The following is a 22,197-nucleotide window of genomic DNA, read 5'->3' on the forward strand; positions in this document are numbered from 1 at the left end:
GTGACCGGCCCTGAGGGCGAAGAGATCTACTGTGATGAGCATGGCCGGGTCAAAGTCTGGTTCCCGTGGGATCGCCACGGCGCCAAGAACGACACTTCATCTTGCTGGATCCGCGTGTCCTCCAACTGGGCTGGCGCCAGCTGGGGCCACATCGCCATCCCCCGCATCGGCCACGAAGTCATCGTAGACTTCCTCGAAGGCGACCCTGATCAACCCATCATCACAGGGCGGACCTACCACAACAACAACAAGAGTCCCTACAGCCTGCCGGACTTTAAAACGGTTATGACAATCAAGTCGGATACTCACAAGGGTGTGGGTTCGAACGAGTTGCGGTTTGAAGATCAGGCCGGGATGGAGCAAGTATATGTCCATGCCCAAAAAGATCAGGACATCATTGTCGAGAATGACCGGCGTGAACATATTCGGCATGACCGGCATCAGATTGTCGAGAACAACCGACACCTGCTGGTCAAGAACAACCATTATCAGCACATAGCAAAAGATGAATATCGTCGCATTGATAATGAGACGAACTGGATCTTCGGCGGCAAACTGCTTTTCAAGGTCTATAACGCCCTGCATACAACGGTTTACGGAGCTGTCGTAAACAGTTTTCGTGCCAACCGGTCCACCATGATCAAGGGATCGGACAGTCTCAAGGTTGAAGGAGGCTCGACGACGACCATTTTGGGCAAGACCACGGTCAAGGCACCTAATATTGTTCTGGAAGGCACCGAAGAACTGACCATCAAAGGGCCGGGTGGTTTCGTCAAGATTGATTCCGGCGGGGTTACGATTGTCGGCAACAAAGTGAAGATCAACCAGGGTGGTAGCCCGGGGACGGCGGCGGATGCCGCCCCACCACCGCCTGAAGAGCCAACGGACCCGAAAGCTGCTGAGCTTGCAACCGACCGAGGATACAGGTGATATGGCGTTGTCCTATACCAATATCCCTGACCATGTCAGCTGGGATGATCTGGCATCTCTTCGTGATGACGGCAGATTGTTTGCTCTTGTCGATGCCTGCGGGAACAAGGATGTTCCTGGACATGTGGCTGATCTGAAAGAGGATGGCTTTTGTCTCTATGAGGAGCTGGCTGAGGATTATTACAATACGGAAGCGCCCCATCTTGTCCGACCCAAGGACGAGATGTGGGAGCATATTGTTAGCCTGACGCAAAGTGATGATGCTTGGGGCTTCTTTCTCGAGACATCTGAGAGGGTTGCTACGTCCCATCTCGTTCAGCATTGGCGGAATTGGGTAAATGTCTATCCGCCCAAAGGGAACACAACTGTTCTCTTCCGTTTCTACGACCCGCGCCTTCTCGAAACATTTTTGAGCTCAATGACACCAGAAATGGCCCAAGCCTTCTGTGGTGATTTAGGGGCTTTCCATATCGCACCGAACAGCAAGGACAAACGCTTTTATACCTATCGCATCAATCACACCGAAGAAGCCGGGATTGCCAGCCTTCCGCCCTACCGGGTAGGTGCCAGGCAGTTCGAGGCATTGCGGGGCAAGCAGACTGAGCTTCGGCATGAACGCATTTTGGATTTTCTGCGTAAGGGCTTTGGTGAAAAGTTGACTGACCGCGGTGATAAGGACTTGCTGGCACTCGTTGCAAGATCGGAGAAAACCGCCAAAAAGCTTGGATTTGAAATGGAACGGGACAAGGTGAAGTTCATTGTCCTGACGACTGCTTTTGGTGAGGGCTTCCACGAAAATGGCGTACTGCCAGAGGCGAAGTCCATTCTTTCCGGGCCAGATTTTATGTCCGGGCAATCAAAAATCGAACGATTGACGCAGGTGGCCAGGCGCAAGGATGCGTCCAGGCTGGGTGCAGCATAGGACAGGGGCAATGACACAGGCAGAAACAGCAGGCGGTCAGCCAACCGGAGATGTGATTGACCTGGCTGATCTTGATTTTTCAACGGTCAAAGAGCACCCAGATCGGATTTGTGACCATTGTCCGAATGCAATGGCCCTTTTTGTTCATTATGAAGATTTTTTCCCGTCTCCAGGGGCTCCGTTTCATTTGATTATGGAGGGGGGCGCCGAGACCAACGGCACCTGTGGTGACAATGGTTTTGTGGCGATTCATGGCCTGCCAAACGAGGCGGCTCTGGTGCTGGTCGGCGAGGATGCCATTGAATACAAGCCGGAAAACCAACAGAAGCGGAATCCGGATTATCTGAAAAACCAGGATATTGTTCGTGCGCGTCTTGCGCGGGATGAAGCGGAGCGCATGCGCGACGAGATTGACGGTACTGCGCTTGGTCGCCTGTTTGGTGGGCTGGACGATGATACACAGCGAAAAGTCAATGAATATAAACGGATTGAGGAAAACGCGAGAAATACCCTACGGAAACTGGATGCTGATGATGAAAGTTGGTTTGGTTGGATATGGGGTGCGCTGCAAGGAGAGTGGAATGACAATCCGACAACCGGGCAGATTATCTTCGATGCAGCGCTGACGGCAATTCCTATTATCGATCAGGTTGGCGATCTCAGGGATGTTTCTGCGATTGTGCTCAAGCTTTGTGACAGCAAGGTGCGGGAGGAAGAAGGCTGGTTGCTGTGGCTATCGCTAGGTATTTGCACCATCGGGCTGGTCCCTACTGTTGGATCGGTCGTCAAGGGGGTTTTAAAAACCATTTTCAATGCCTGCAAACCGTTTTTGAAGGCGACAGGCGATTTCCTGAAATCCTTCAAGAAGGCCGCATCACCAGAAATGATCAATTCTGTCATGGCTGTGGCACGCTTCTTTTCTTCCGGCAATGCCGTCAAATGGCTTCAGGACCTGGCGGCCGATTTTCAGAAACTGATCAAGGAGGCTATGGGCCTCTTCAAAAAGTTTCTGGCTACCATGCAGCAACAAGCCAGCAAGGCGCTGGCAGAAGCACGGGCAAGCTGGACCTTGTGGGGATTGCGTGACACCTCTGGGTTGATCAAGGCAGCGGAACTGGCAGTTAGCAAGATTGTAGAATTCGCATCCAAGGCAGTTGGTATGGTTGAGAAAGCACTCGGAAAGCTTGACGAAGTGTTTCAGGAGTTCGTTCGCAAGATCATCAAATTCGTGGTTGGCAATCTGCATGATGAAGACACGATCAAGGCCCTAACAAAAGAGGTGGCGAAGATTTTCAAAAATGCTGCGGCTAGTGGTGGGACGGCAGCTACAACTGCGACCGCATTACCGGCCATTATAGCACCTGAATAGGGGAGGTTGATATGGGATTGAAGCCTAGAACGGCCGCTCTTAGAAGAGGTGGCAAAAAAGCTTCCGAACAGCCCGCAGTGACCAATCACATGATGGAGGGAAAAGCTCCCGATGTTCTTAATACTTCATCGTCTGGCGCGGCAAAAAAAGCGACTAGTACAAGCCCTTTCAAAAAATACAAAAATGGTGAGGAAATTCCATGGCCGGCCGGGAAGCCGAAAGGGGAGATTTGGGACCCAGTGAAAACAACTGGAGTTCGCAAAGTTACGAGAGTGCCCGGTGGGATGCGTATGGAGATGACACCTCCACCTGAACTCAAGAAACGATTTGGTCTAAAAGAGGGTGAGAATGTCAGCATTAAATATGATGATAATGGCTATCCAGACTTCAAGTCTGTTCGCAAAGAACCAGGTGGCGAAACTTTGGATGCAGTAAAGGCTCCAGAAAGTGGGGATGTAAAAATTGATTATGGTAAGGATAGGGCGGAAGACTTCACCAGAGCGAACAAAGAGCTTGTAGACGAAGATACTGAATTGGCGGAAAAAGCTGGAGCTATAAAAAAAGATGGAAAGGCTAGAAGACGTAAGTTGGATAAAAAGGATCCCGATGACAAAAAACCAGTGTATACATGGCATCATCATGAAGATGGGACGTCTATGTTGCTGGTGGACTATTGGGTTCATAAATTATTTGGCCATTCGGGTGGTAGGGCTGAACATAAAAAATAATGTGAGTAATAATGCAGACTATAAAATTTGGATATCCGGATTCAAACGAGCAGCTGGACATAGGGATTGCCTATCATGAAAAGGCATTCGAGTTCAGCTTTCAGGATCATGAAAGCCTGAAGCAATATCTGGACTTTTGCAAGGAAAATGGAACAGGATCTGATCCTCTTCCCTGCTGTTTTGAGAAAGATAATGAATCTCTTTATATTGATTTTTTTGCGCGTATTGCTCCGCATCCAGAGTATGGATTTGAGTCTGCGACCACGGTTGTTTCTTGTACAAAACAGCTTGAAGGTTCAATGATACGAGGCAATGTCAATGATGCTCTTATTATTGCGTATGGCACTCATTTATCGATTGGATTGGTTATCAGGGGCAAGTGTATTGGTAAGGTGTTTGCGCTTGAGGATATCAAGCCTCTAGTTCTTGATGATGATATGGATGACATACCCTCTGATATTGAAGGCATAACCAAACTCGGCGATAGTTTTGAAGAATTTATCGATGCCCTTACAGCAGATGAGGATGATATTGAGGAATGGAAAGAGGATCACGGTGAGTAACCTTCTGTTCAAACAGGGGGTATGGGGAGCTGGGGATACCAGCACGAGAAGGGCAATATAAGTGACGTGTTCTTTCGCGGTGATTTAAGCTTGAACCAGAAATTTTGAGAGAATTCAGGCCCGTTAGATTTGGTTTTGTCAGGGCTCGTTGCGGGCTTCATCGGATTTTGATTTTTTGATTTTGAAGGAGAGGCGAAATGCCAAAAGCAGCACGATTGGGAGATATTGGAGCAGGCCATGGCTGTTTTCCTCCGACACCGGCTATTAGCGGTTCAGGCGATACCTTCATTAATGGCAGAAAGGCCGTAAGGCTAGGTGATGCGTTTGCTCCGCATGGCTGCCCCCAATGCCCTCCTCATCCACGTTCTCTGTCTGCCGGGTCTGCTACCGTATTCATCAACGGCAAAAAAGCAGGACGTGTGGGGGATAGTATCGGCTGTGGCGGCTCTGTTTCAGCCGGCTCCGGTGATACCTTTATTGGTGATGTGGGAATGGGTGGTCCTCTGAAGAGCTGCATGAAAGGCGCAAAGGATAATGCATCGCCCTTGCTGGATCCGGGTTTGAGCAGGCTGGAAGATCCTGCGTCGGTCGAATTACTCGCCTTCAAGGAGGCTCTGTCTATGCCAGTGCCTGAGCTAGGTGCATTCGTGCAGGATCAGCTCACTTCAATTCTTGAAAGTGGAATTCAAGACATCCTTTCCCACCATGTTGCCTCGCATCTTCCCAAAGTTGGGCTGGATAGCCTGACGAATAAAGCTCTTGATACGCTCAAAACCAAGGCATTACACAGCGACGCCCTGATCGGTGCCCTGAAAGGCAAGGTGCCGGAAGTTACCTCTCAGGCTGTCTCCCGTGTTTCGCAGAATTTTTCCGATGCCGTGTCGTCTGAGACATCACTGGGGGAGCCATTGTCTGCGACTATACCGAATATTCCCGATAATCCGTTAGTGGCGGGATTGCATGATCTGGCCCAATCCGGAAACCCGGCAAAGCTGGATTCTGTATTGCGTCCGCAGGCCTCGGATATGTGTGTAAAGCTCATGGCAAATGCCTGTGGTCTCTGAGTTTACCCGAACGTAGTTGAAGTTTAATCGGTCTTCACGCCTTCACAAATTGATTTTAAGGGTGCAGACACGAACATGCATGCAAGAAACAGGTCGGATTGGATCTGTCAAAGCGAGATTAAAAGAGAAAAATATGACTGTATCAAAGACAGCTAAACCCAGTCGGGTACGTGACTGTTACATGGCAAACCAGCATGCAGGGCATGTCAGAACTCCAAAGGGGTTTACCTGGCACCATGATGGCGCCAATCCGGGTACATTGCAACTTGTCGATTCCAGCATGCATAACGCCTTTCCTCACTCCGGTGGTGTTTCGGTAATCAAGGAGCAACTGAAGAATGGCTAAGGCAGTGATATTGGACGCTTCCACCGGGCTTGATGAAGCAGCTCTTGCATCTTTGGAAAAGAAACTAGGGTTTGCTCTGCCAGCAGATTACCGGTCGTTTTTGTCTCAGCACAATGGCGGTAGGCCGGTACCAGAATGCTTCTCGTTTCTTGATGATGATGGTCCCTATAGCGACTCTTTGGTGGACTGGTTTTTGTCAGTGGGAACTGATGATCCGTCAGATTTACTGGATTATTGTTCCATGTATGTCGAGGACGAGCGTGTTCCATCCCATATGCTTCCCATTGCGCATGATCCGTTCGGTAATCTGATCCTGCTGTCCTTGTCTGGAGATGATGCAGGCGCGATATATTTCTGGGATCATGAAAATGAAGGGGACGCTGATTACAGCAATCTGAATTATATCGGGAAAAACTTGGATCATTTCCTTGAACGTCTCTTCAGCTTTCAGGGCTGACATATGTCCGTACTTTATGACCTTTATGATTATCGAGGGCAGAGGCCTGGAAGCACCCGGCTTGTGGATTCAATTTTCAATCCTGTCTCCGGTGAAGCGACCTTTTCCAGAACTGATCTTTATTATCCGGGAAAAATTCCCCTCTTTCTGACCTCAACCTGGCAGTCCATGTCACTTTTCAGCGGACAGACTGGCGAGGGATGGATTGATAACTGGAGCCTGTATGTTCTGCCGGGCCCGGAATGGTTGAGCCTTCACCTGCCAACGGGTGAGATCGCACGCTTCCAGATACCCTGGTCTGGGGGAATTTCCACCAATCCTGTTGTAAAGGACTGGAAACTTGAAATCCTGAATATGCGCCCGACCTTTCGGGTAGCAGGGGGATTGTTTTACGAGTTTGGTTTGTCGGACGGTAAAAAAGTTTTTCTGCGCAGGCTATATAATGAAGCTGGCGATGAAATCCGTTTCAAACGATCAGCATATGGAAATTTGACCAGTGTTTCCCGCAGCGACGGGCTGCATCTTGATACTCATTGTGATGATTTGCAGATCAATCGGATAAGCAAACGGGATCGGGTAACCGGTCAACTAAAGGATGTTGGTTCCTATCGATATGATGATGATGGCAGGCTTGTACAGGTTCGCTCGGAATATGCCGGAGAGTGGGCCTATATGTATAATGAAGACGGGAAGCTTACCCACCGGGTGAGACCTTCAGGTGCGTTTGAAGCCTTGCAGCTAGATAGTGATAACCGGCTTTTGAACAGGCGCTTCAGGCATGGCATGGCACCGTTGGAGTGTGCCTATCCAGCCACTGACAAGACGGTAATCCGCCGTGGTGGAGACGCAATAACCGAATTCAGCATTGATTGTGACCAAGCAGTTCTTTCCTCTTTCAAGTTGGCAGATGGGCGAACCGTTACCTATCACTGGCAAGATGGCCGCTTGCATAGGGTGGAGGCAGGTGAAGATACAAGTCTGGAATTCTCGTATGAGGATGAATGGGGCCTGCTTGCGTCAATAGGGGATGGTGATCAGGAGCTTTTGAGAATTGGTTATGACGATGCCGGAAATCCGCTTTCGATGAATTTCCGGGGTCTGGAATGGTTGCTGAAGTATGATCAAGATACGAAAGCCCTGTCGGAACTTATAACGCCAGATACCAGCTTCAGCTTCACTGACGGGGTGATACAAACACCTCGATTAGCCCCATATTCTCCATCAGAGTTATTCGGTTCTTTAGCTGAGATTGTACGAAAAAGGTCTTTGTCGGTAGCTGGTCTCATTGAATTGCCGCAGTCTGTTAAAGAGGGTAGAGCTGAGATATTGCTTGCCCATATGCATGATATTCTTTCGGCTCCTGTTGAAAGAACCACCTGGCGGGCAGCTCTTTCCGGGGATTCTTCTTGTATTCATGTAGATTTGCCTCATAATCTTCTGGACCGTATGTCCAGTTTGTTTCATGCGGCTTTTCTGGGGGTATCCGAGCCTTTGTTGTCTCCTTTTTCCTCCAATGTGGTGCCTGTATCGCATCTTCAGTTTTACCATGCTGATAATCACTCTGATTTTGTCGAGATTGGAACCGAAGTTATTGGTCGGGATGTCTTTGGTCGACCGGTCGGTTTGGAGGATCGCTCCGTCGAAGTGGGTTTCAGTCGTTCCGGGTTTATAAATGATCTTGCAGTTGCAGGTAGTTCCGAGGAATGGACCTTTTCCTCAACGGGTGCTGATGTGTTTGACATTGCCCGAACAGCTCATTTGGCAAGATCTGAACAATCTGATGGAAACATCAAAACCAGTGTCCATCAATGGGATGCAAACTTGACTGACCAACCTCAGCAATCGCTGGATGCTGCGTTTGATGGCGTTGGTCGCCTTTGCAATTTGACCGATGGTCAGCAGGTTCTCAAAAGAAATTATTTGGGTACACTTCTTGATACGGAACAGATTGACGACAGGGTTTTTCGCTACACCTATGATGATACTGGTCGGTTAAGTGCTGTTACAAGTGATCACTTTTTTGCTCAGTTTGAGAGGGACGAGGGTTGCGACATCCTAAAACTGAATGGGCAAAAATTTAAATGCTATTCAGATCAAAGCTGGCAAGTTATCGACGATCCTGACCACGCGATTTTTCGATTCAATACCGAAACTGACTATGTAACCGGAATTGTCCAATCGGGGACTATTGATAATCAGCATGGCATTCAAACCAGTTTTTCAAGGAGATTTTCCGACAAGGAAGGCGAATGCATCGACGCTTCAGGAACAGATCGCTACACATTAAGAGCAAATGGGTTTGTCTGCGAAAGTGCAGGTTTCTACCTAAATGTGAACCAAGTGGATGATTATTTGAGGATTGACTTGAATGGTCAGGAACTGCTGATCATAGATCATGGTGACCGGTTTGCTCTGGAGTCCAAAGGTCGAGAAGTGGCATTTAATACTCAGCATAATCCTGCTGGGGCTGTTCAAACCGTGACGCTCGTTGCGGATGACCGGGATATTCTATGCTACGAATTTGATCGTGATGTTGTTGGTAGGGTTAAGTCCATTCGATTTTCCAACTTGCTTCCAGGATTTTTGCAAAACTCAAGGGCAAGTAATCTTCATGATGAGGTAGATCTGAATTATACTCTTACGGGTCAGATTTGCGATGTCAAAATAAAGGAAATCGGGGGAACACGACGCTTCTGTAGCCCTTATTATGCTGCAGGACATCGCTGGTTTATGATGCTGGATAATGAACCGGTTTCGTGTCTACCTTGTATGAATGGGGTGCTGCTCAGAACCGACGATAAGACACGCTATACCTTTCCTTTCGATCACACTCTTTTCGGTGCTGATGCTTCTTCGCGAATAGCCGTACGTATGTCGAAACTGAACAGCTTTGGAATGTTTAGTGGTATGTTTTTTGTCCTGTCGCGGCTGCAGGTTCTCGATAACTTCTTTCCTTTTGGTCAATTGACCCCAGAAGGTCTGATATGGCCTCAAATACCGTTCTGGAAGGGACCTTACGGAGCGCCATCAACTTAACTCTGGCCCCAGTTTTAATGAGTAAGCGAGGACTATGACCTCAGTTCCGATCAGTTACAAGCACCACCGGTTTCTGCTTCAAATCATTGCCTATGTTGTATGGCTCTATTGTAACCGGTGTTCAGCCCCCGCCTTCCAATTTTGTTTTTTGGCCCGAGATCTTGCTTACTGGAGTGAGAAATGAGGCAAAACGCCATGCTACTCGAATGGCTGGTTAGAGAATTGCAGCTTTTGGCCCAGCCAGACTTAAACTTATTCGAAATCTCTGAATGATGTTTGGAGGTGTTGTCCGCCAATCTTAAAAAGAATTTCCGGTTTATGATCTGCAGTCAGTATTGCATACAGAAAGCACTGGTTTAATGCTTGCACGGGGAGCATTAAACCAGTGGTTTTGTCATGGCTGGTAAGAATAAGGCGTTTTCTGACGCCAAATTTGCAAAAATTATCGAAGAAGGACGAGGCAGCGTTGAGTATTCTGAATACAAGCCCTGGCTAATGGTTCGAGATTTGCTGTCTCTTGGGAGGCAGTATCACGTCTTTGGTCATAAATCGAAGCGAACTCATCATCCGCTGTCTGACTTAGAACTCTCCTTGTTCCTGTTGCTTGAATGACATAGTCAAGTTACTCAAATCCGTGATCCGTTTCCTCTTAAAAGAACTAATACGCGCATGCTCGCGTTTGAAGCCGGGGTCAAGCACCTCAATCTAACTGGTGTTGACCAGTATATGTCTGCGGATTTCTTGGTAATACGAGTGATGAACAGACACTCAGATTTTCCCTCCAAACGAAGTATAAAGAAGTGTTGGAATATGCGCGGGTGATTGAAAATCTAGAGCGAAGATACTGGTTATGAAGCAGTAATCCTAGCAAAAGTTGCCCCCTTCATACACACTTGACCTTCCAGTAACTGGAAGGATTAGTATGTCGGATACTAAGTTGAGCAGTGCCGGAAGAAGTAAAGAAAAGTGGTGCTGTTGTTAGGGCTTGGAGGGATGTGGTTGGGATGGTGAGTATCTCAGCGGTCGTAGAGCAACCTCAAGTCTGAATGGTGTTTGGTAAATCAGGACAGGACCGATGCGTCGTGGATACGCGGTTGTGGCTGGGCTTGCGATTGTGGCGAGTGTTTCGGCTGGGCTAGGGATCTTTGTTGGAAGTTCGATGGACTGGACTTCTGCTGGATCAGGCAGTGCTGAAAATGAAATCTTATACTGGGTTGCGCCGATGGACCCAAGTTTCCGACGTGATGCACCTGGAAAATCTCCCATGGGGATGGATCTCGTTCCTGTTTATGCAGGGCAGGACGCGACGCAAACCGGGAATGCTATCGTGCTGTCGCCTGGTGTGATTAACAGCATCGGTGTACGCACTGCGACTGCCAGCGTTGAGCCTATCTCAGAGAAAATCGAAAGCGTTGGGTTCGTTGGCTATGACGAGCATCGTTCCAGTCAGGTTCACTTGCGTACGGAAGGATGGATCAAGGAGCTCAATATCCGTGCAGTTGGTGATCCGGTTGAGAAAGGAGATCTGCTTTTCACTGTCTATGCGCCAGAGGTGACGGTGGCGAGTGCTGACCTGATCCGGGCCGTGCGCCGGAATGATAAGCAAGTCGAGCAAAACATCCGGATCCAGCTTCAGAACTACGGCATTGATAGTGCTCAGATAGATGAAATGGCCCGGGCGAGTTCTCCGGCTAAGGTGTTCAAGGTCTATGCACCTCAATCTGGTGTTGTGACCACGTTGGAAGCAGCAGATGGCATGTATCTGCAGCCTGATTCCATAGCCCTGACTTTGTCTGACATGTCTTCTGTTTGGTTGATGGTGGATGTGTTTGAGCAGGACATTGCACGCCTGAGCAAGAACAGCGACGTGCTTGCAAGCTTTGAGCATCTGCCCGGTCAAGTGCTTGAGGGTCGTATCGACTACATCTATCCGGAACTGGATGCGGTGACGCGCACACTGCCGGTGCGATTGCATTTTGACAACTCTAAGGGTGTTTTGCGTCCGAATATGTTTGGGCGTGTGACCATTATTCCGTCTGAAACGCGAAGTGCGGTAACAGTTCCAGCCAGCGCGTTGATACGAACAGGATCGTCTGACAGAGTTATCTTGCAGACCGAGGATGGCACGTTTCAGCCACGCATGGTTACTCCGGGTCTAACGGGCCGCTTTGGAGGAGGAAGTAGGACTGAGATTTTACAGGGCCTTGAAGCAGGGGAGGAAGTTGTAACCTCTGCTCAGTTTCTGATTGATAGTGAGAGTTCACTTTCAGCCGGTTTGGCTCGCATGTCTTCTGCGCAAGATGGTCCCATATGGGGCGATGGTACAGTGACAAAATTCGACGCAAAGACAAACTCCATCACCATTCGTCATGACGCCATAGAAGAACTGCAGTGGCCGGCGATGGAAACGACGTTTGCAGTTCGTGCAAACCTGAAGAACCATGCTTTCCAGTTTGAAAAGCCTGTTGAATTTGCCATCACCAAAGGATCTGACAAGCGCTTTAGCCTTGTCGAACTGCGAGATACCAAAGATCAGGGTTCAACATCAACACCTGCTGATACGGTGGGGGCCGATGAAAAATGATTGGCTCCATCATACGTGCATCCATCAAGAACCGGGTGATCGTGCTTATGGCGGCTGTGATGCTGACGCTTGGCGGCATCTGGGCGCTGAAAGAAACTCCGGTTGATGCGATTCCAGACTTGTCTGATGTACAGGTCATTATCAAAACGCCATACGACGGACAGGCCCCTCAGGTCATTGAGGATCAGGTAACCTATCCTATCGCCACGGCCATGTTGTCGGTGCCAGACGTGATCGACGTGCGCGGGTTCTCGTTTTATGGCGACTCCTATGTTTACGTGGTTTTTAAGGACGGCACGGACCTTTATTGGGCCAGAAGCCGGGTGCTGGAATACCTCGCGCAGGTTGGAGCCAAACTGCCTGATGGGGTCACGCCAGAGCTGGGGCCAGATGCGACTGGGGTTGGCTGGATTTTTCAGTACGCTTTGATTGACCGAAGCGGCCAACATGATCTGGCGCAGTTGCGCTCTTTACAGGACTGGTGGCTGAAGTACGAACTTCAAACTGTCAGCGGCGTATCGGAAGTGGCAACCATCGGCGGTATGGTTAAGCAGTATCAGGTGGTCGTCGACCCTAACAAGCTACGGGCCTATGGCGTGACATTGCCTGCTCTCATGAGCACGATCCAAAATGCAAACCGCGAGACCAGCGGCAGTGTGATTGAGATGGCAGAAGCGGAGTACATGGTCCGTGCGACGGGCTATATCCAATCTATTGAGGACCTGGAGCAAATCCCTCTCAAGGTGAATGAGCGCGGTGCAGCTCTCACTTTGAGCGATGTGGCAGACATCCGCCTTGGGCCCCAAATGCGCCGTGGTGTGGCAGATCTGAATGGGGAAGGCGACTCCGTTGGTGCCGTTGTCATCATGCGCTGGGGTGAAAACCCGCTGAGAACACTTGAGGGTGTGCATGCCAAGCTGGACGAGTTGAAACCGAACCTGCCAGAAGGCGTGGAGATTATAACCACCTATGATCGGTCTGGAGTGATTGAGCGAGCAATTGACAACCTGACCACCAAACTCTCAGAGGAGTTTCTGGTTGTGGTTCTGGTGTGTGCAGTGTTCCTCCTGCACCTCAGGTCTTCCTTGGTCATTTTGATCTCCCTTCCTCTTGGCATATTGACGGCATTACTGGTGATGCGCCTGCAAGGGGTGAATGCGAACATCATGTCCCTTGGCGGGATCGCCATCGCCATTGGTGCGATGGTTGACGCAGCCATTGTGATGATCGAGGCCATGCATCGACGACTTGAGAAGGAACCGAATCCCGATAAGAACCGCTGGAAAATTGTCGCCGAATGCTGTTCCGAGGTTGGGCCAGCACTGTTCTATTCGCTTGCGATCATCACCATCAGCTTTCTGCCGGTGTTTGTGCTGGAAGCGCAGGAAGGGCGCCTGTTCAAGCCGCTTGCGTTCACTAAAACCTATGCCATGGCGGCTGCGTCCATTCTCAGCATCACGCTTGTGCCAGTGCTGATGGGTTACTTTGTGCGCGGACGCATTCATCCTGAAGCTAAAAACCCGGTCAATCGGTTATGCATCGCTTTGTATCGGCCCGCACTTGCAGGCGTTATTGCCTGGCCCAAAACAACGATCATCTTTGCGCTGGTTCTGGTCGCGTCCATTCTTGTGCCGTTGAACTGGATTGGATCTGAGTTTATGCCGGAGTTGAAGGAAGGTGATTTCCTTTACATGCCGTCGCTGTACACCGGTGTCTCCATTGGCAAAGCGCGTGAGGTGCTTCAGCAGACGGATCGAATGATCATGCAGGTGCCTGAGGTAAAGACCGTTCACGGCAAGCTTGGCCGCGCCGAAACAGCAACAGATCCAGCTCCACTGACCATGTTTGAAACCACCATTCAGCTGAAGCCGCAAGATCAGTGGCGTGAAGGGATGACGCTTGAGAAAATTCGGCAGGAACTGGATAAGTCAGTCCAGGTTCCCGGCCTGACGAACGTCTGGATTCAACCAATCAAGAACCGCATTGATATGCTTGCGACTGGCATGAAAACACCTGTTGGTGTCAAAGTGTCGGGGCCGGACTTACAGGTCATTCAAGATCTTGCAGTGAAGATTGAGGGCCTCGTGAAAGGCGTTGAGGGGACGCTATCCTCCTACGCAGAGCGCCCAAGAGGTGCGCGCTTTATCGAGATTGATATCGATCGTAATGCCGCGGCTCGCTATATCCTAAATATTAAGGATGTTCAGGATGTAGTGCAAACCGCAATTGGTGGAATGGATATCGCCGAAAGCGTTGAGGGACTGGAGCGATACCCCATCAACTTACGCTATCCTCAGGATTGGAGAAGCAGCCCGGATCAACTTGAAAAACTCCCCGTTGTGACGCCATCCGGTGCGCATATTCCGCTTGGAGCCGTCTCAAATATCAACATTGTTGACGGCCCCGGTATGATCCGCTCAGAAAATGCACGCCCAACTGGTTTTGTTTTCATCGATATCGAGGGACGAGACCTTGGTGGTTATGTCAGCGAAGCACAAAAACTGGTCGCTTCCGAAGTTCAAATCCCTGCTGGTTATTCGATCACATGGTCAGGACAGTATGAGTATATCGAGCGTGTTCAGGAACGCTTGCAGTTGGTTGCGCCGGTAACATTGCTAATCATCACTCTGATGCTCTTTCTTGCGTTCAACCGCGTAGGAGAGGTCGCGATTATTCTAACGTCCCTGCCAGTCGCGCTGACAGGTGGCGTCTGGTTTGTCTACACCTTAGGGTTTGACTTGTCGGTTGCCGTGCTGGTTGGCTTCATCGCCTTGGCAGGTGTTGCTGTTGAAACGGCTATTGTCATGTTGCTCTACCTGAACCTTTCCTGGGACAAGCGTGTGGCGTTTGCCCGGAAAGAACACAAGGTCCTCACCACAAAAGATATCCTTGATGCTGTTATCGAGGGTGCCCTGTTACGATTGCGGCCAAAGGTGATGACCGTGGCAACCATCTTTGCCGGGTTGATACCAATCATGCTGGGTAGTGCAACGGGTTCAGAAATCATGAAACGGATTGCAGCCCCAATGGTTGGCGGTATGATCACCGCGACCCTGCTTACACTCTTTGTCATCCCCGCCATTTATGTGCTTTGGAAGAAAGCCCGATTATCTGCATTGAATAAAATCACCGGAGAAGAAGAGGCCTGTGAAAGTCAGGAGATAACAAAGCCTAAGTGATGTTTGATTGTCGATTACCTGATGGCCAAACTCTTTTCATTTCCTTGTTGATTTTAGTCTTGACCTTCCAGTGGCTGGAACCCTTAGGGTGCCTTCAACAGACAATGAAATGGTGAAATTATGTCCCACAGTTCAACACTGAAAATGCAAGTCGAAGGCATGAATTGTGCGTCTTGTGTCGGTCGTGTCGAGAAGGCCCTAAAGAGTATTTCCGGTGTGGCCAGCGCTTCGGTCAACCTTGCAACGGAAAGCGTGCTGGTCAATTACGATGAGACCCTCACGACGCAAGATGTGGCCAATGCGCTTCAGACGGCTGGCTATCCAGCGGTTTCAGAAAGCATCACTTTTGGTGTCGGGAACCTGAACTGCGCGTCTTGTGTGGGACGAGCTGAAAAAGCGTTGCGAGCCGGAAATGGTGTTCTGGAAGCCAATGTTAATCTGGCAACAGAAAGCGCGACAGTGCGCTACGCAGCCGGGGCAACAACACCATCTGCGATTGCTGAACTGGTCACTGCAGCAGGGTATCCCGCTACATTGGAAAAGACCGAGCCTGCTGAAACAGCTCACCGCAAAACAGATGAAATCCGGCAGCTCAAAAGCAAAGTGTTGCTCGCCGCTGCGCTGGCACTTCCGGTTTTTCTGATCGAAATGGGAAGTCACTTCATCCCCGGCGTCCATATGCTGATTGAGAACTCTCTTGGTTTGCAGAACAGTTACTATCTGCAGTTCGTCCTGACGACTGTCGTACTCTTTGGACCGGGTCGACATTTCTACACCAAGGGCTTCCCGTCGCTCTTGAAAGGCGCGCCGGACATGAACTCACTGGTCGCGCTTGGAACCTCCGCCGCATATGTTTTCTCCCTCGTTTCAACCTTCGCGCCACAATTGCTCCCGGCGGGGACTGTTAACGTCTATTATGAGGCCGCCGCAGTGATTGTCGTCCTCATCTTGCTAGGCCGCTTTCTGGAGGCTCGCGCTAAAGGGCGGACTGGAGAAGCTATCCAAAAGCTCGTTGGCATGCAGGCTAAAACTGCGCGCGTTGAGCGTGATGGTGTCACGGTAGAAGTTCCGATTGAAGAGATCATTGTCGGCGATGTCATTCAGGTCCGTCCGGGTGAGAAGATCGCCGTCGACGGTGCCGTTATCTCAGGTTCTTCCTTCGTGGACGAAAGCATGATTACAGGTGAGCCAATCCCGGTTGAAAAAACGTCAGGTGATGAGGTTGTTGGCGCGACGATCAATGGCACGGGAGCCTTGAGTGTTCAGGCCAGCAAAGTTGGCAATGATACGGTTCTCTCGCAAATCATTCAGATGGTGGAACAGGCTCAAGGTGCCAAACTGCCAATCCAGGGATTGGTCGACAAAATCACGTCGTGGTTTGTGCCAGCTGTGATTACCGTTGCAATCCTCACCGTCGCTGTGTGGTTCCTGTTTGGTCCCGATCCTGCGCTTAGTCTTGCTTTAGTAGCCGGCGTTGCTGTGCTTATCATCGCTTGTCCCTGTGCCATGGGGTTGGCAACACCAACCTCCATTATGGTTGGTACAGGCCGCGCAGCTGAACTGGGCGTTCTGTTCCGCAAAGGTGACGCGTTGCAGATGCTTCAGGAAACCAAGGTGGTTGCTTTGGATAAGACTGGCACGCTCACAGCCGGACATCCAGAACTGACAGATATCATCCTGAGCGAGGGGTTTGAGGAGGAAGATGTCTTGCGAATGGTTGCAGCCGTTGAGCAAAACTCCGAACACCCCATTGCAAAGGCAATCGTGCAGGCTTCACATGAACGTGGCATAGCACTTCCAAAACCAGAGAGCTTTAACTCCCTGACAGGATTTGGTGTCAGTGCAGTTGTGCAGGGGCAAGATGTTCTGGTTGGTGCCGACCGTCTGATGGATCGTGAAGGTATTGCATTGGAACAGCTTTCTGTCGATGCAACGGTACTTGCAACGCGTGGTAAAACCCCACTTTACGTTGCAATTGATGGGAAAGTTGCAGCGGTAATTGCAGTTGCTGACCCAATCAAGAAAACAACTCCAGATGCAATCAAATCCCTTCATGGGCTTGGCTTGAAGGTTGTGATGATCACAGGCGATAATCAGAAGACCGCAAACGCCATTGCAGCCGAGCTTGGTATCGATAGCGTGATTGCCGAGGTTCTGCCTGACGGCAAAGTCCATGCATTGGAAGACCTGCGGAAGAGCGCTTCCGGCAAACTGGCCTTCGTGGGCGATGGCATCAATGATGCGCCTGCACTTGCCGCAGCAGACGTTGGCATCGCCATCGGCACGGGCACTGATGTGGCAATTGAAGCTGCGGATGTTGTCCTGATGGCTGGAGACCTGAACGGTGTGGTCAATGCGTTCCACATCAGCCAGAAAACCATGCGCAACATCCGTCAGAACCTGTTCTGGGCATTCAGTTATAATACACTGCTGATTCCGGTTGCTGCAGGCGTGTTATATCCATTCGGCGGCCCGCTTCTGTCTCCCGTTCTGGCAGCCGGTGCTATGGCACTTTCAAGCGTGTTTGTCTTAACCAACGCTTTGCGGTTACGCTGGATCAAAGCGACAACGGCCCACTAAAAGGGATGGAACGACGATGAATATTGGTGAAGTAGCAGAGCGCTCCGGCATCCCGACCAAGACTATCCGTTATTATGAAGATATCGGCTTTCTTCATCCTAAACGGAATGAAAACGGATACCGGATCTTTGAAGAAACAGAACTGCACAAGCTAACATTCATCGGTCGTGCCCGTTCCCTTGGGTTCAACATTGAAGAGTGCCGGGCCTTGCTGGCACTTTACGAGGACAAAGAACGCGGCAGTTCTGATGTCAAAAAAATCGCGCAACAACACGTGCAGGAAATCGAAGCCAAAATCGCCGACCTCATCGCCATGCGCGATACCCTAACCCACCTCATAACCGCCTGCGCCGGCGACCACCGCCCCGACTGCCCAATCCTGGATAACCTGAGTGACGGGAAGGGGGAGTAGGTGTGATTATCCAATCACACTTTCATGTCGCCAGTGGTTTGGAGGGGCGGCTGGCTATGTAGGCGGCTATGGCGCACATCATGAGGGCGACGGCAACGGCCAGCAGGATTGTGGGGTGGGACATTTTGAGGAACATTAGGTAGCCAAAGATCAGGCCTGTGAAGGCAAAGAATTTTGCTCTTTTTGGGATGACCTTATGTTCCTGCCATTGGATGACACTTGGTCCAATCTTTGGATGTGTCAGGATCCAGTTTTCCAGACGTGGGTTGGATTTTGCAAAGCAACCTGCTGCAAGAATGAAGAAAATTGTTGTCGGCAGCAACGGTAAAAAGATGCCAACGATCCCTGTGGCCACTAGGGCTAATCCAAGCGTCATATAGAATAGCTTCTTCACAGAGAGCTCCACTTCCGGCAAGCATGATATGCCTTATACGCCGTGTTGGTGAGTGCTGACAATAGGGGGAGTTTGGCTATTGGCGCATCAACTGGCGACCATGGCTAACATATCCACCCTCTTAGATGAGAAGCATGAATTCTTTTTCAAGGGGAACTTGCAAAACCGACAAAATACACTAGTTCGTAAAGAAGCACGGATATACCTGCACCTTGTCGCTGATATAAAGCGGAGGGTTCCCGAATTAGGAAAGTTTGGCCGATGGGATCTGACGGGGATAAAAAGCCGAAGCGCGTTGGGTTTATGACGCGACTGCGGAACTATTTCTTTACTGGCCTTGTGATCACGGGTCCGGTTGGTATTACGCTTTATCTGAGTTGGTCATTGATCCAATTGATTGATGGTTGGGTAAAGCCCTTCCTGCCATCTATCTACAATCCAGATAACTATCTGCCGGTGGAAGTTCCGGGTTTTGGATTGTTTGCTGCATTGTTGGCAATAACGGTGATTGGTTTCCTGACAGCTAACATTGCTGGGCGCTCGCTCATCAGCGTTGGCGAATCCATTCTTGGCCGCATGCCATTGGTGCGTAACCTTTATTCTGCATTGAAACAGATCTTTGAAACTGTTTTGAATGACAGCGGCCGCAACTTTACCAAAGCAGGTTTGGTTGAATATCCGCGTAAAGGTTTGTGGGCGATTGTGTTTCTTGCCACGGACACCAAGGGCGAAGTTGCTGCGCATCTGGAAGAGCAAGCGGATACGGTTTCTGTCTTCTTGCCAACTACACCGAACCCGACCTCTGGCTTTTTGCTGTTTGTGCCGCGCGAGGACATCATCGAGCTTTCCATGAGCGTTGAAGATGCCGCAAAGCTGGTTATTTCAGCTGGTCTTGTCAGCCCAGAGTATCCGAAGCTTTTAGAGGGCGAGGATAAAAAGGCTGTTGAGGCGCATCAACGCAAGAAAGCTGGCAAAGGCGGTGATGGTCCCGAGACCGTCGCGGCTGAATAGATTAGCCCGCTCTAAGCAGTTTGATAGCTTCGTCTCTGGCGAAGAGATACAAGAGGTGGCGCAAGGCGTCGCCTCTTTCTGTTTCTAACTCTGGATCCGTGGCCATGATGAGTTTTGCATCATCACGTGCGATTTCCATCAAGTCTGCATGATCTTCAATGGAGGCAAGCCTGAAACCGGGTGTGCCGGACTGACGGGTGCCCAGGAGTTCACCTTCACCGCGCAGGCGCAGATCTTCCTCTGAGATGAGAAAGCCGTCATTGGTTTGACGCAGGATGTTGAGGCGGGATGCTGCAGTCTCATTAAGAGGGGCTTTGAAAAGGAGCAGGCAGGATGATGCTAGACTTCCACGGCCAACACGTCCTCTGAGCTGGTGCAGCTGAGCAAGTCCAAAGCGCTCGGCATGTTCAATAACAATGATGGTTGCATCCGGGACGTCTACGCCGACCTCAATCACGGTTGTCGCTACAAGCACTCGGGCGTCACCATTTTTGAAGGCGTCCATGGCGACTTGTTTCTCATCAGCCTTCTGACGTCCATGAACGAGAGCAACAACCGGGCCTAGGGCGTTTTGCAAATCGTTGAAGCGTTCTTCAGCAGCGGCAAGGTCGATCTTTTCCGACTCTTCCACGAGCGGGCAGACCCAATAGATCTTTTGCCCTTGTGCAATCATTGCTTTCAGGCGGTCAACAACCTCACCAATGCGGTCCAGTGATATGGAGACGGTTTTGATTTCCTGTCGGCCCTTGGGCTTATCAGTCAGGCGGGAGACGTCCATATCGCCGAAGTAAGAGAGGACCAGCGTGCGTGGGATTGGAGTTGCGGTCATCACAAGTACATCCACGTGGGCGCCTTTGGAGGACAGAGCTAATCGTTGGTGGACACCAAAGCGGTGTTGCTCGTCTACGATCGTGATACCAAGGTCTTTGAAATTGACCGTTGATTGGAAGAGCGCATGGGTGCCGACAATTAAGTCGATTTCACCTGCTTCCAACGCTTCACCAATCTCGCGTTTAGTTTTGGCCGTGTCTTTACCTGACAGAACAGCGGTGCGGATGCCTGCTGCATCGCACAGAGGTTTCATGGAAGCATAGTGCTGGCGGGCCAGAATGTCCGTTGGAGCCATCATAGCGGCTTGAGCGCCTGTCTCAATAACAGCTGCCATTGCCATGAGGCCGACGACTGTTTTACCTGAGCCAACATCGCCCTGAAGCAGGCGTAACATGCGGGTTGGCTCTTCCAGGTCTGCAAAGATTTCTTTCAGCGCTTCTTCCTGGCCGTCTGTGAGTTCGAACGGGAGGGCTGTAAGGATCTTTCGGCGCAGGGAGCCGTCCCCTTTGCGGGCTTTGCCGCCCATGTGGCGCAGAGAGTTGCGCACAAGAGCTAGGGCTAGCTGGTTTGCCAGAAACTCATCGTAAGCGAGACGTTCGCGGGCTTTGCCTTCTGGTGCCAGATCTCTGGCATCCTCCGGTTTATGTATGGACCGCAAGGCAACATCAAACGGTGGGAAATCGCGTTGCTCTATGAAGGGTTGGTTTTGCCACTCAGGCATTTGCGGGAGGAACTCAAGAGCGGTGCCCATAGCTCGTTGGAGTGTTTTGGAGGCAAGGCCCGCTGTCATTGGGTAAACAGGCTCTACGAGCGGCAGATTTTCAGCTTCTTCCTCAGAAACCATATGATCTGGGTGCACCATTTGGGCGCGGTCGTTAAACCATTCCACCTTGCCAGAGACTATGCGCTTCTCGCCCTCGGGCAGTGTGCGATGCAAGAAATCTCCGCGTGCGTGGAAGAATACCAGCTCAATGGCTCCGGTCTCATCATGCGCCAGAACCTTGTAGGGCGCACGGCTGCCTCGTGGAGGTGCGCGATGCTGGTCTATGTGGAGCACAAGCGTCACGATTTCCCCCTCGGGGGAGCCGGAGACACCTGGGCGCAAGCGTCGGTCGATAACATTTACCGGAACATGGAAGAGCAAATCGGAAATGCGGGCGTCGCGGTCCGGGCTGCCGACAAGCAGGTTTGTTATGGTCTTCGCAATCTTGGGGCCGATACCCGGAAGTTTGGTGACCGAAGCGAAAAGAGGATCAAGGCGAGTAGGGCGCATACCATATAGACCAGAACGTGAACAGCAGATCTGATCTGTGCCATGTTCCTGTGATTTGTGCAACGCCCTTAAGAAAACACTGACAGATGAAAATAAGGGTTGTATACAGGCGAAACATTTTGGCCCTATCTATTTGCAGATAGTGACAAGGATAAGCGACCTTCTAAGGAAACGACGATGGATCAGAGTGCGCAGAGCGAAGATCAAAACGAGAACACAGGACTGGATAACCGCCGCAAACGTATCATTTTCCGCTGTCACCATCGTGGCATGAAGGAAATGGACATCATGCTGGGCGGCTACGTTGAAAAGCATATTGTGCAGATGAATGATGATGAGCTGGATGAGCTGGAAGTGTTCCTGCAACATCATGATCAGGATCTCTTCTCATGGTTTATTGGTACGAAGCCAGTCCCTGATGAAGCAAACACAGATCTGTTCCGCAAGATCCTTGATTACTACAAGGACAAGGCTGGAAGCTAATTGCGCTGTGGTATTTGGTTTGCTGTAGATCAGGT

18 protein-coding genes are annotated in these 22,197 nt (G+C 50.4%); 16 read left to right on the forward strand and 2 right to left on the reverse strand.

Annotated elements, in window-relative coordinates; all coding sequences use genetic code 11:
- The 14 genes from BM231_RS18145 to cueR form a co-directional block, all read left to right on the forward strand.
- Positions 1-930, forward strand: a 930-nt coding sequence (locus BM231_RS18145; RefSeq protein ID WP_139226366.1) for a type VI secretion system Vgr family protein, incomplete at its 5' end; no start/stop codon positions are given.
- Between the two features lies 1 nt (position 931).
- Positions 932-1,852, forward strand: a complete 921-nt coding sequence (locus BM231_RS18150; protein WP_159437972.1) for a DUF4123 domain-containing protein — start codon at positions 932-934, stop codon at positions 1,850-1,852.
- Positions 1,853-1,862: 10 nt separating this feature from the next.
- On the forward strand, positions 1,863-3,221 hold the full coding sequence (locus BM231_RS18155) for a hypothetical protein (protein ID WP_093521575.1): 1,359 nt from the start codon (positions 1,863-1,865) through the stop codon (positions 3,219-3,221).
- An 11-nt stretch (positions 3,222-3,232) separates the two neighbouring features.
- Positions 3,233-3,949, forward strand: coding sequence for an HNH endonuclease (locus BM231_RS18160; RefSeq protein WP_093521577.1), 717 nt, complete (start codon positions 3,233-3,235; stop codon positions 3,947-3,949).
- Positions 3,950-3,960: 11 nt separating this feature from the next.
- The gene (locus BM231_RS18165) at positions 3,961-4,512 is read left to right on the forward strand and encodes a hypothetical protein (RefSeq protein WP_093521579.1); all 552 of its coding nucleotides are present in this window, start codon (positions 3,961-3,963) and stop codon (positions 4,510-4,512) included.
- Positions 4,513-4,709: 197 nt separating this feature from the next.
- Positions 4,710-5,576, forward strand: coding sequence for a PAAR domain-containing protein (locus BM231_RS18170; RefSeq protein WP_093521581.1), 867 nt, complete (start codon positions 4,710-4,712; stop codon positions 5,574-5,576).
- 133 nt (positions 5,577-5,709) lie between these two features.
- On the forward strand, positions 5,710-5,922 hold the full coding sequence (locus BM231_RS18175; protein ID WP_109314613.1) for an HNH endonuclease signature motif containing protein: 213 nt from the start codon (positions 5,710-5,712) through the stop codon (positions 5,920-5,922).
- A complete protein-coding gene (locus BM231_RS18180; RefSeq protein WP_063292568.1) occupies positions 5,915-6,379 on the forward strand; it encodes an SMI1/KNR4 family protein in 465 nt (154 codons plus the stop codon). The genes BM231_RS18175 and BM231_RS18180 overlap by 8 nt, the downstream gene beginning before the upstream one ends.
- A 3-nt stretch (positions 6,380-6,382) precedes the next feature.
- Positions 6,383-9,415: a DUF6531 domain-containing protein gene (locus BM231_RS18185; protein ID WP_093521583.1), complete on the forward strand. Its 3,033-nt coding sequence runs from the start codon at positions 6,383-6,385 to the stop codon at positions 9,413-9,415.
- Between the two features lie 396 nt (positions 9,416-9,811).
- Entirely contained in the window at positions 9,812-10,027 is a 216-nt protein-coding gene (locus tag BM231_RS18190) for a hypothetical protein (protein WP_093521585.1), read from the forward strand.
- 463 nt (positions 10,028-10,490) lie between these two features.
- Complete coding sequence (locus BM231_RS18195) at positions 10,491-11,999, forward strand: efflux RND transporter periplasmic adaptor subunit (protein ID WP_093521587.1); 1,509 nt, start codon at positions 10,491-10,493, stop codon at positions 11,997-11,999.
- Positions 11,996-15,178, forward strand: a complete 3,183-nt coding sequence (locus BM231_RS18200; protein WP_093521589.1) for an efflux RND transporter permease subunit — start codon at positions 11,996-11,998, stop codon at positions 15,176-15,178. Before BM231_RS18195 ends, BM231_RS18200 begins: the two co-directional genes overlap by 4 nt.
- 120 nt (positions 15,179-15,298) lie before the next feature.
- A complete protein-coding gene (locus BM231_RS18205; RefSeq protein WP_208860482.1) occupies positions 15,299-17,758 on the forward strand; it encodes a heavy metal translocating P-type ATPase in 2,460 nt (819 codons plus the stop codon).
- Positions 17,759-17,774: 16 nt separating this feature from the next.
- Positions 17,775-18,170: a Cu(I)-responsive transcriptional regulator gene (gene cueR / locus BM231_RS18210; RefSeq protein ID WP_093521591.1), complete on the forward strand. Its 396-nt coding sequence runs from the start codon at positions 17,775-17,777 to the stop codon at positions 18,168-18,170.
- A 22-nt stretch (positions 18,171-18,192) separates the two neighbouring features.
- On the opposite strand, the gene BM231_RS18215 is transcribed toward cueR, so the two are convergent.
- The gene (locus BM231_RS18215; RefSeq protein ID WP_057466196.1) at positions 18,193-18,546 is read right to left on the reverse strand and encodes a YbaN family protein; all 354 of its coding nucleotides are present in this window, start codon (positions 18,544-18,546) and stop codon (positions 18,193-18,195) included.
- Between the two features lie 279 nt (positions 18,547-18,825).
- On the opposite strand from BM231_RS18215, the gene BM231_RS18220 reads away from it, so the two are divergent.
- A complete protein-coding gene (locus tag BM231_RS18220) occupies positions 18,826-19,575 on the forward strand; it encodes a DUF502 domain-containing protein (protein WP_093521593.1) in 750 nt (249 codons plus the stop codon).
- A gap of 1 nt (position 19,576) precedes the next feature.
- On the opposite strand, the gene recG is transcribed toward BM231_RS18220, so the two are convergent.
- Positions 19,577-21,679 (reverse strand): ATP-dependent DNA helicase RecG, encoded by a 2,103-nt coding sequence (gene recG, locus BM231_RS18225; protein ID WP_093521595.1) that lies wholly within the window; start codon positions 21,677-21,679, stop codon positions 19,577-19,579.
- Positions 21,680-21,856: 177 nt separating this feature from the next.
- On the opposite strand from recG, the gene BM231_RS18230 reads away from it, so the two are divergent.
- Positions 21,857-22,162, forward strand: coding sequence for an FAD assembly factor SdhE (locus BM231_RS18230; protein ID WP_093521597.1), 306 nt, complete (start codon positions 21,857-21,859; stop codon positions 22,160-22,162).
- Positions 22,163-22,197 lie beyond the last annotated feature (35 nt).

It is taken from the genome of Pseudovibrio ascidiaceicola (assembly GCF_900114245.1).
Classification (GTDB): domain Bacteria; phylum Pseudomonadota; class Alphaproteobacteria; order Rhizobiales; family Stappiaceae; genus Pseudovibrio; species Pseudovibrio ascidiaceicola.

Coding starts and splice junctions, on each gene's coding strand:
- BM231_RS18150 (WP_159437972.1), top strand. CDS start 932: ATGGCGTTGTCCTATACCAATATCCCTGACCATGTCAGCTGGGATGAT.
- BM231_RS18155 (WP_093521575.1), top strand. CDS start 1,863: ATGACACAGGCAGAAACAGCAGGCGGTCAGCCAACCGGAGATGTGATT.
- BM231_RS18160 (WP_093521577.1), top strand. CDS start 3,233: ATGGGATTGAAGCCTAGAACGGCCGCTCTTAGAAGAGGTGGCAAAAAA.
- BM231_RS18165 (WP_093521579.1), top strand. CDS start 3,961: ATGCAGACTATAAAATTTGGATATCCGGATTCAAACGAGCAGCTGGAC.
- BM231_RS18170 (WP_093521581.1), top strand. CDS start 4,710: ATGCCAAAAGCAGCACGATTGGGAGATATTGGAGCAGGCCATGGCTGT.
- BM231_RS18175 (WP_109314613.1), top strand. CDS start 5,710: ATGACTGTATCAAAGACAGCTAAACCCAGTCGGGTACGTGACTGTTAC.
- BM231_RS18180 (WP_063292568.1), top strand. CDS start 5,915: ATGGCTAAGGCAGTGATATTGGACGCTTCCACCGGGCTTGATGAAGCA.
- BM231_RS18185 (WP_093521583.1), top strand. CDS start 6,383: ATGTCCGTACTTTATGACCTTTATGATTATCGAGGGCAGAGGCCTGGA.
- BM231_RS18190 (WP_093521585.1), top strand. CDS start 9,812: ATGGCTGGTAAGAATAAGGCGTTTTCTGACGCCAAATTTGCAAAAATT.
- BM231_RS18195 (WP_093521587.1), top strand. CDS start 10,491: ATGCGTCGTGGATACGCGGTTGTGGCTGGGCTTGCGATTGTGGCGAGT.
- BM231_RS18200 (WP_093521589.1), top strand. CDS start 11,996: ATGATTGGCTCCATCATACGTGCATCCATCAAGAACCGGGTGATCGTG.
- BM231_RS18205 (WP_208860482.1), top strand. CDS start 15,299: ATGTCCCACAGTTCAACACTGAAAATGCAAGTCGAAGGCATGAATTGT.
- cueR (WP_093521591.1), top strand. CDS start 17,775: ATGAATATTGGTGAAGTAGCAGAGCGCTCCGGCATCCCGACCAAGACT.
- BM231_RS18215 (WP_057466196.1), bottom strand. CDS start 18,546: ATGACGCTTGGATTAGCCCTAGTGGCCACAGGGATCGTTGGCATCTTT.
- BM231_RS18220 (WP_093521593.1), top strand. CDS start 18,826: ATGGGATCTGACGGGGATAAAAAGCCGAAGCGCGTTGGGTTTATGACG.
- recG (WP_093521595.1), bottom strand. CDS start 21,679: ATGCGCCCTACTCGCCTTGATCCTCTTTTCGCTTCGGTCACCAAACTT.
- BM231_RS18230 (WP_093521597.1), top strand. CDS start 21,857: ATGGATCAGAGTGCGCAGAGCGAAGATCAAAACGAGAACACAGGACTG.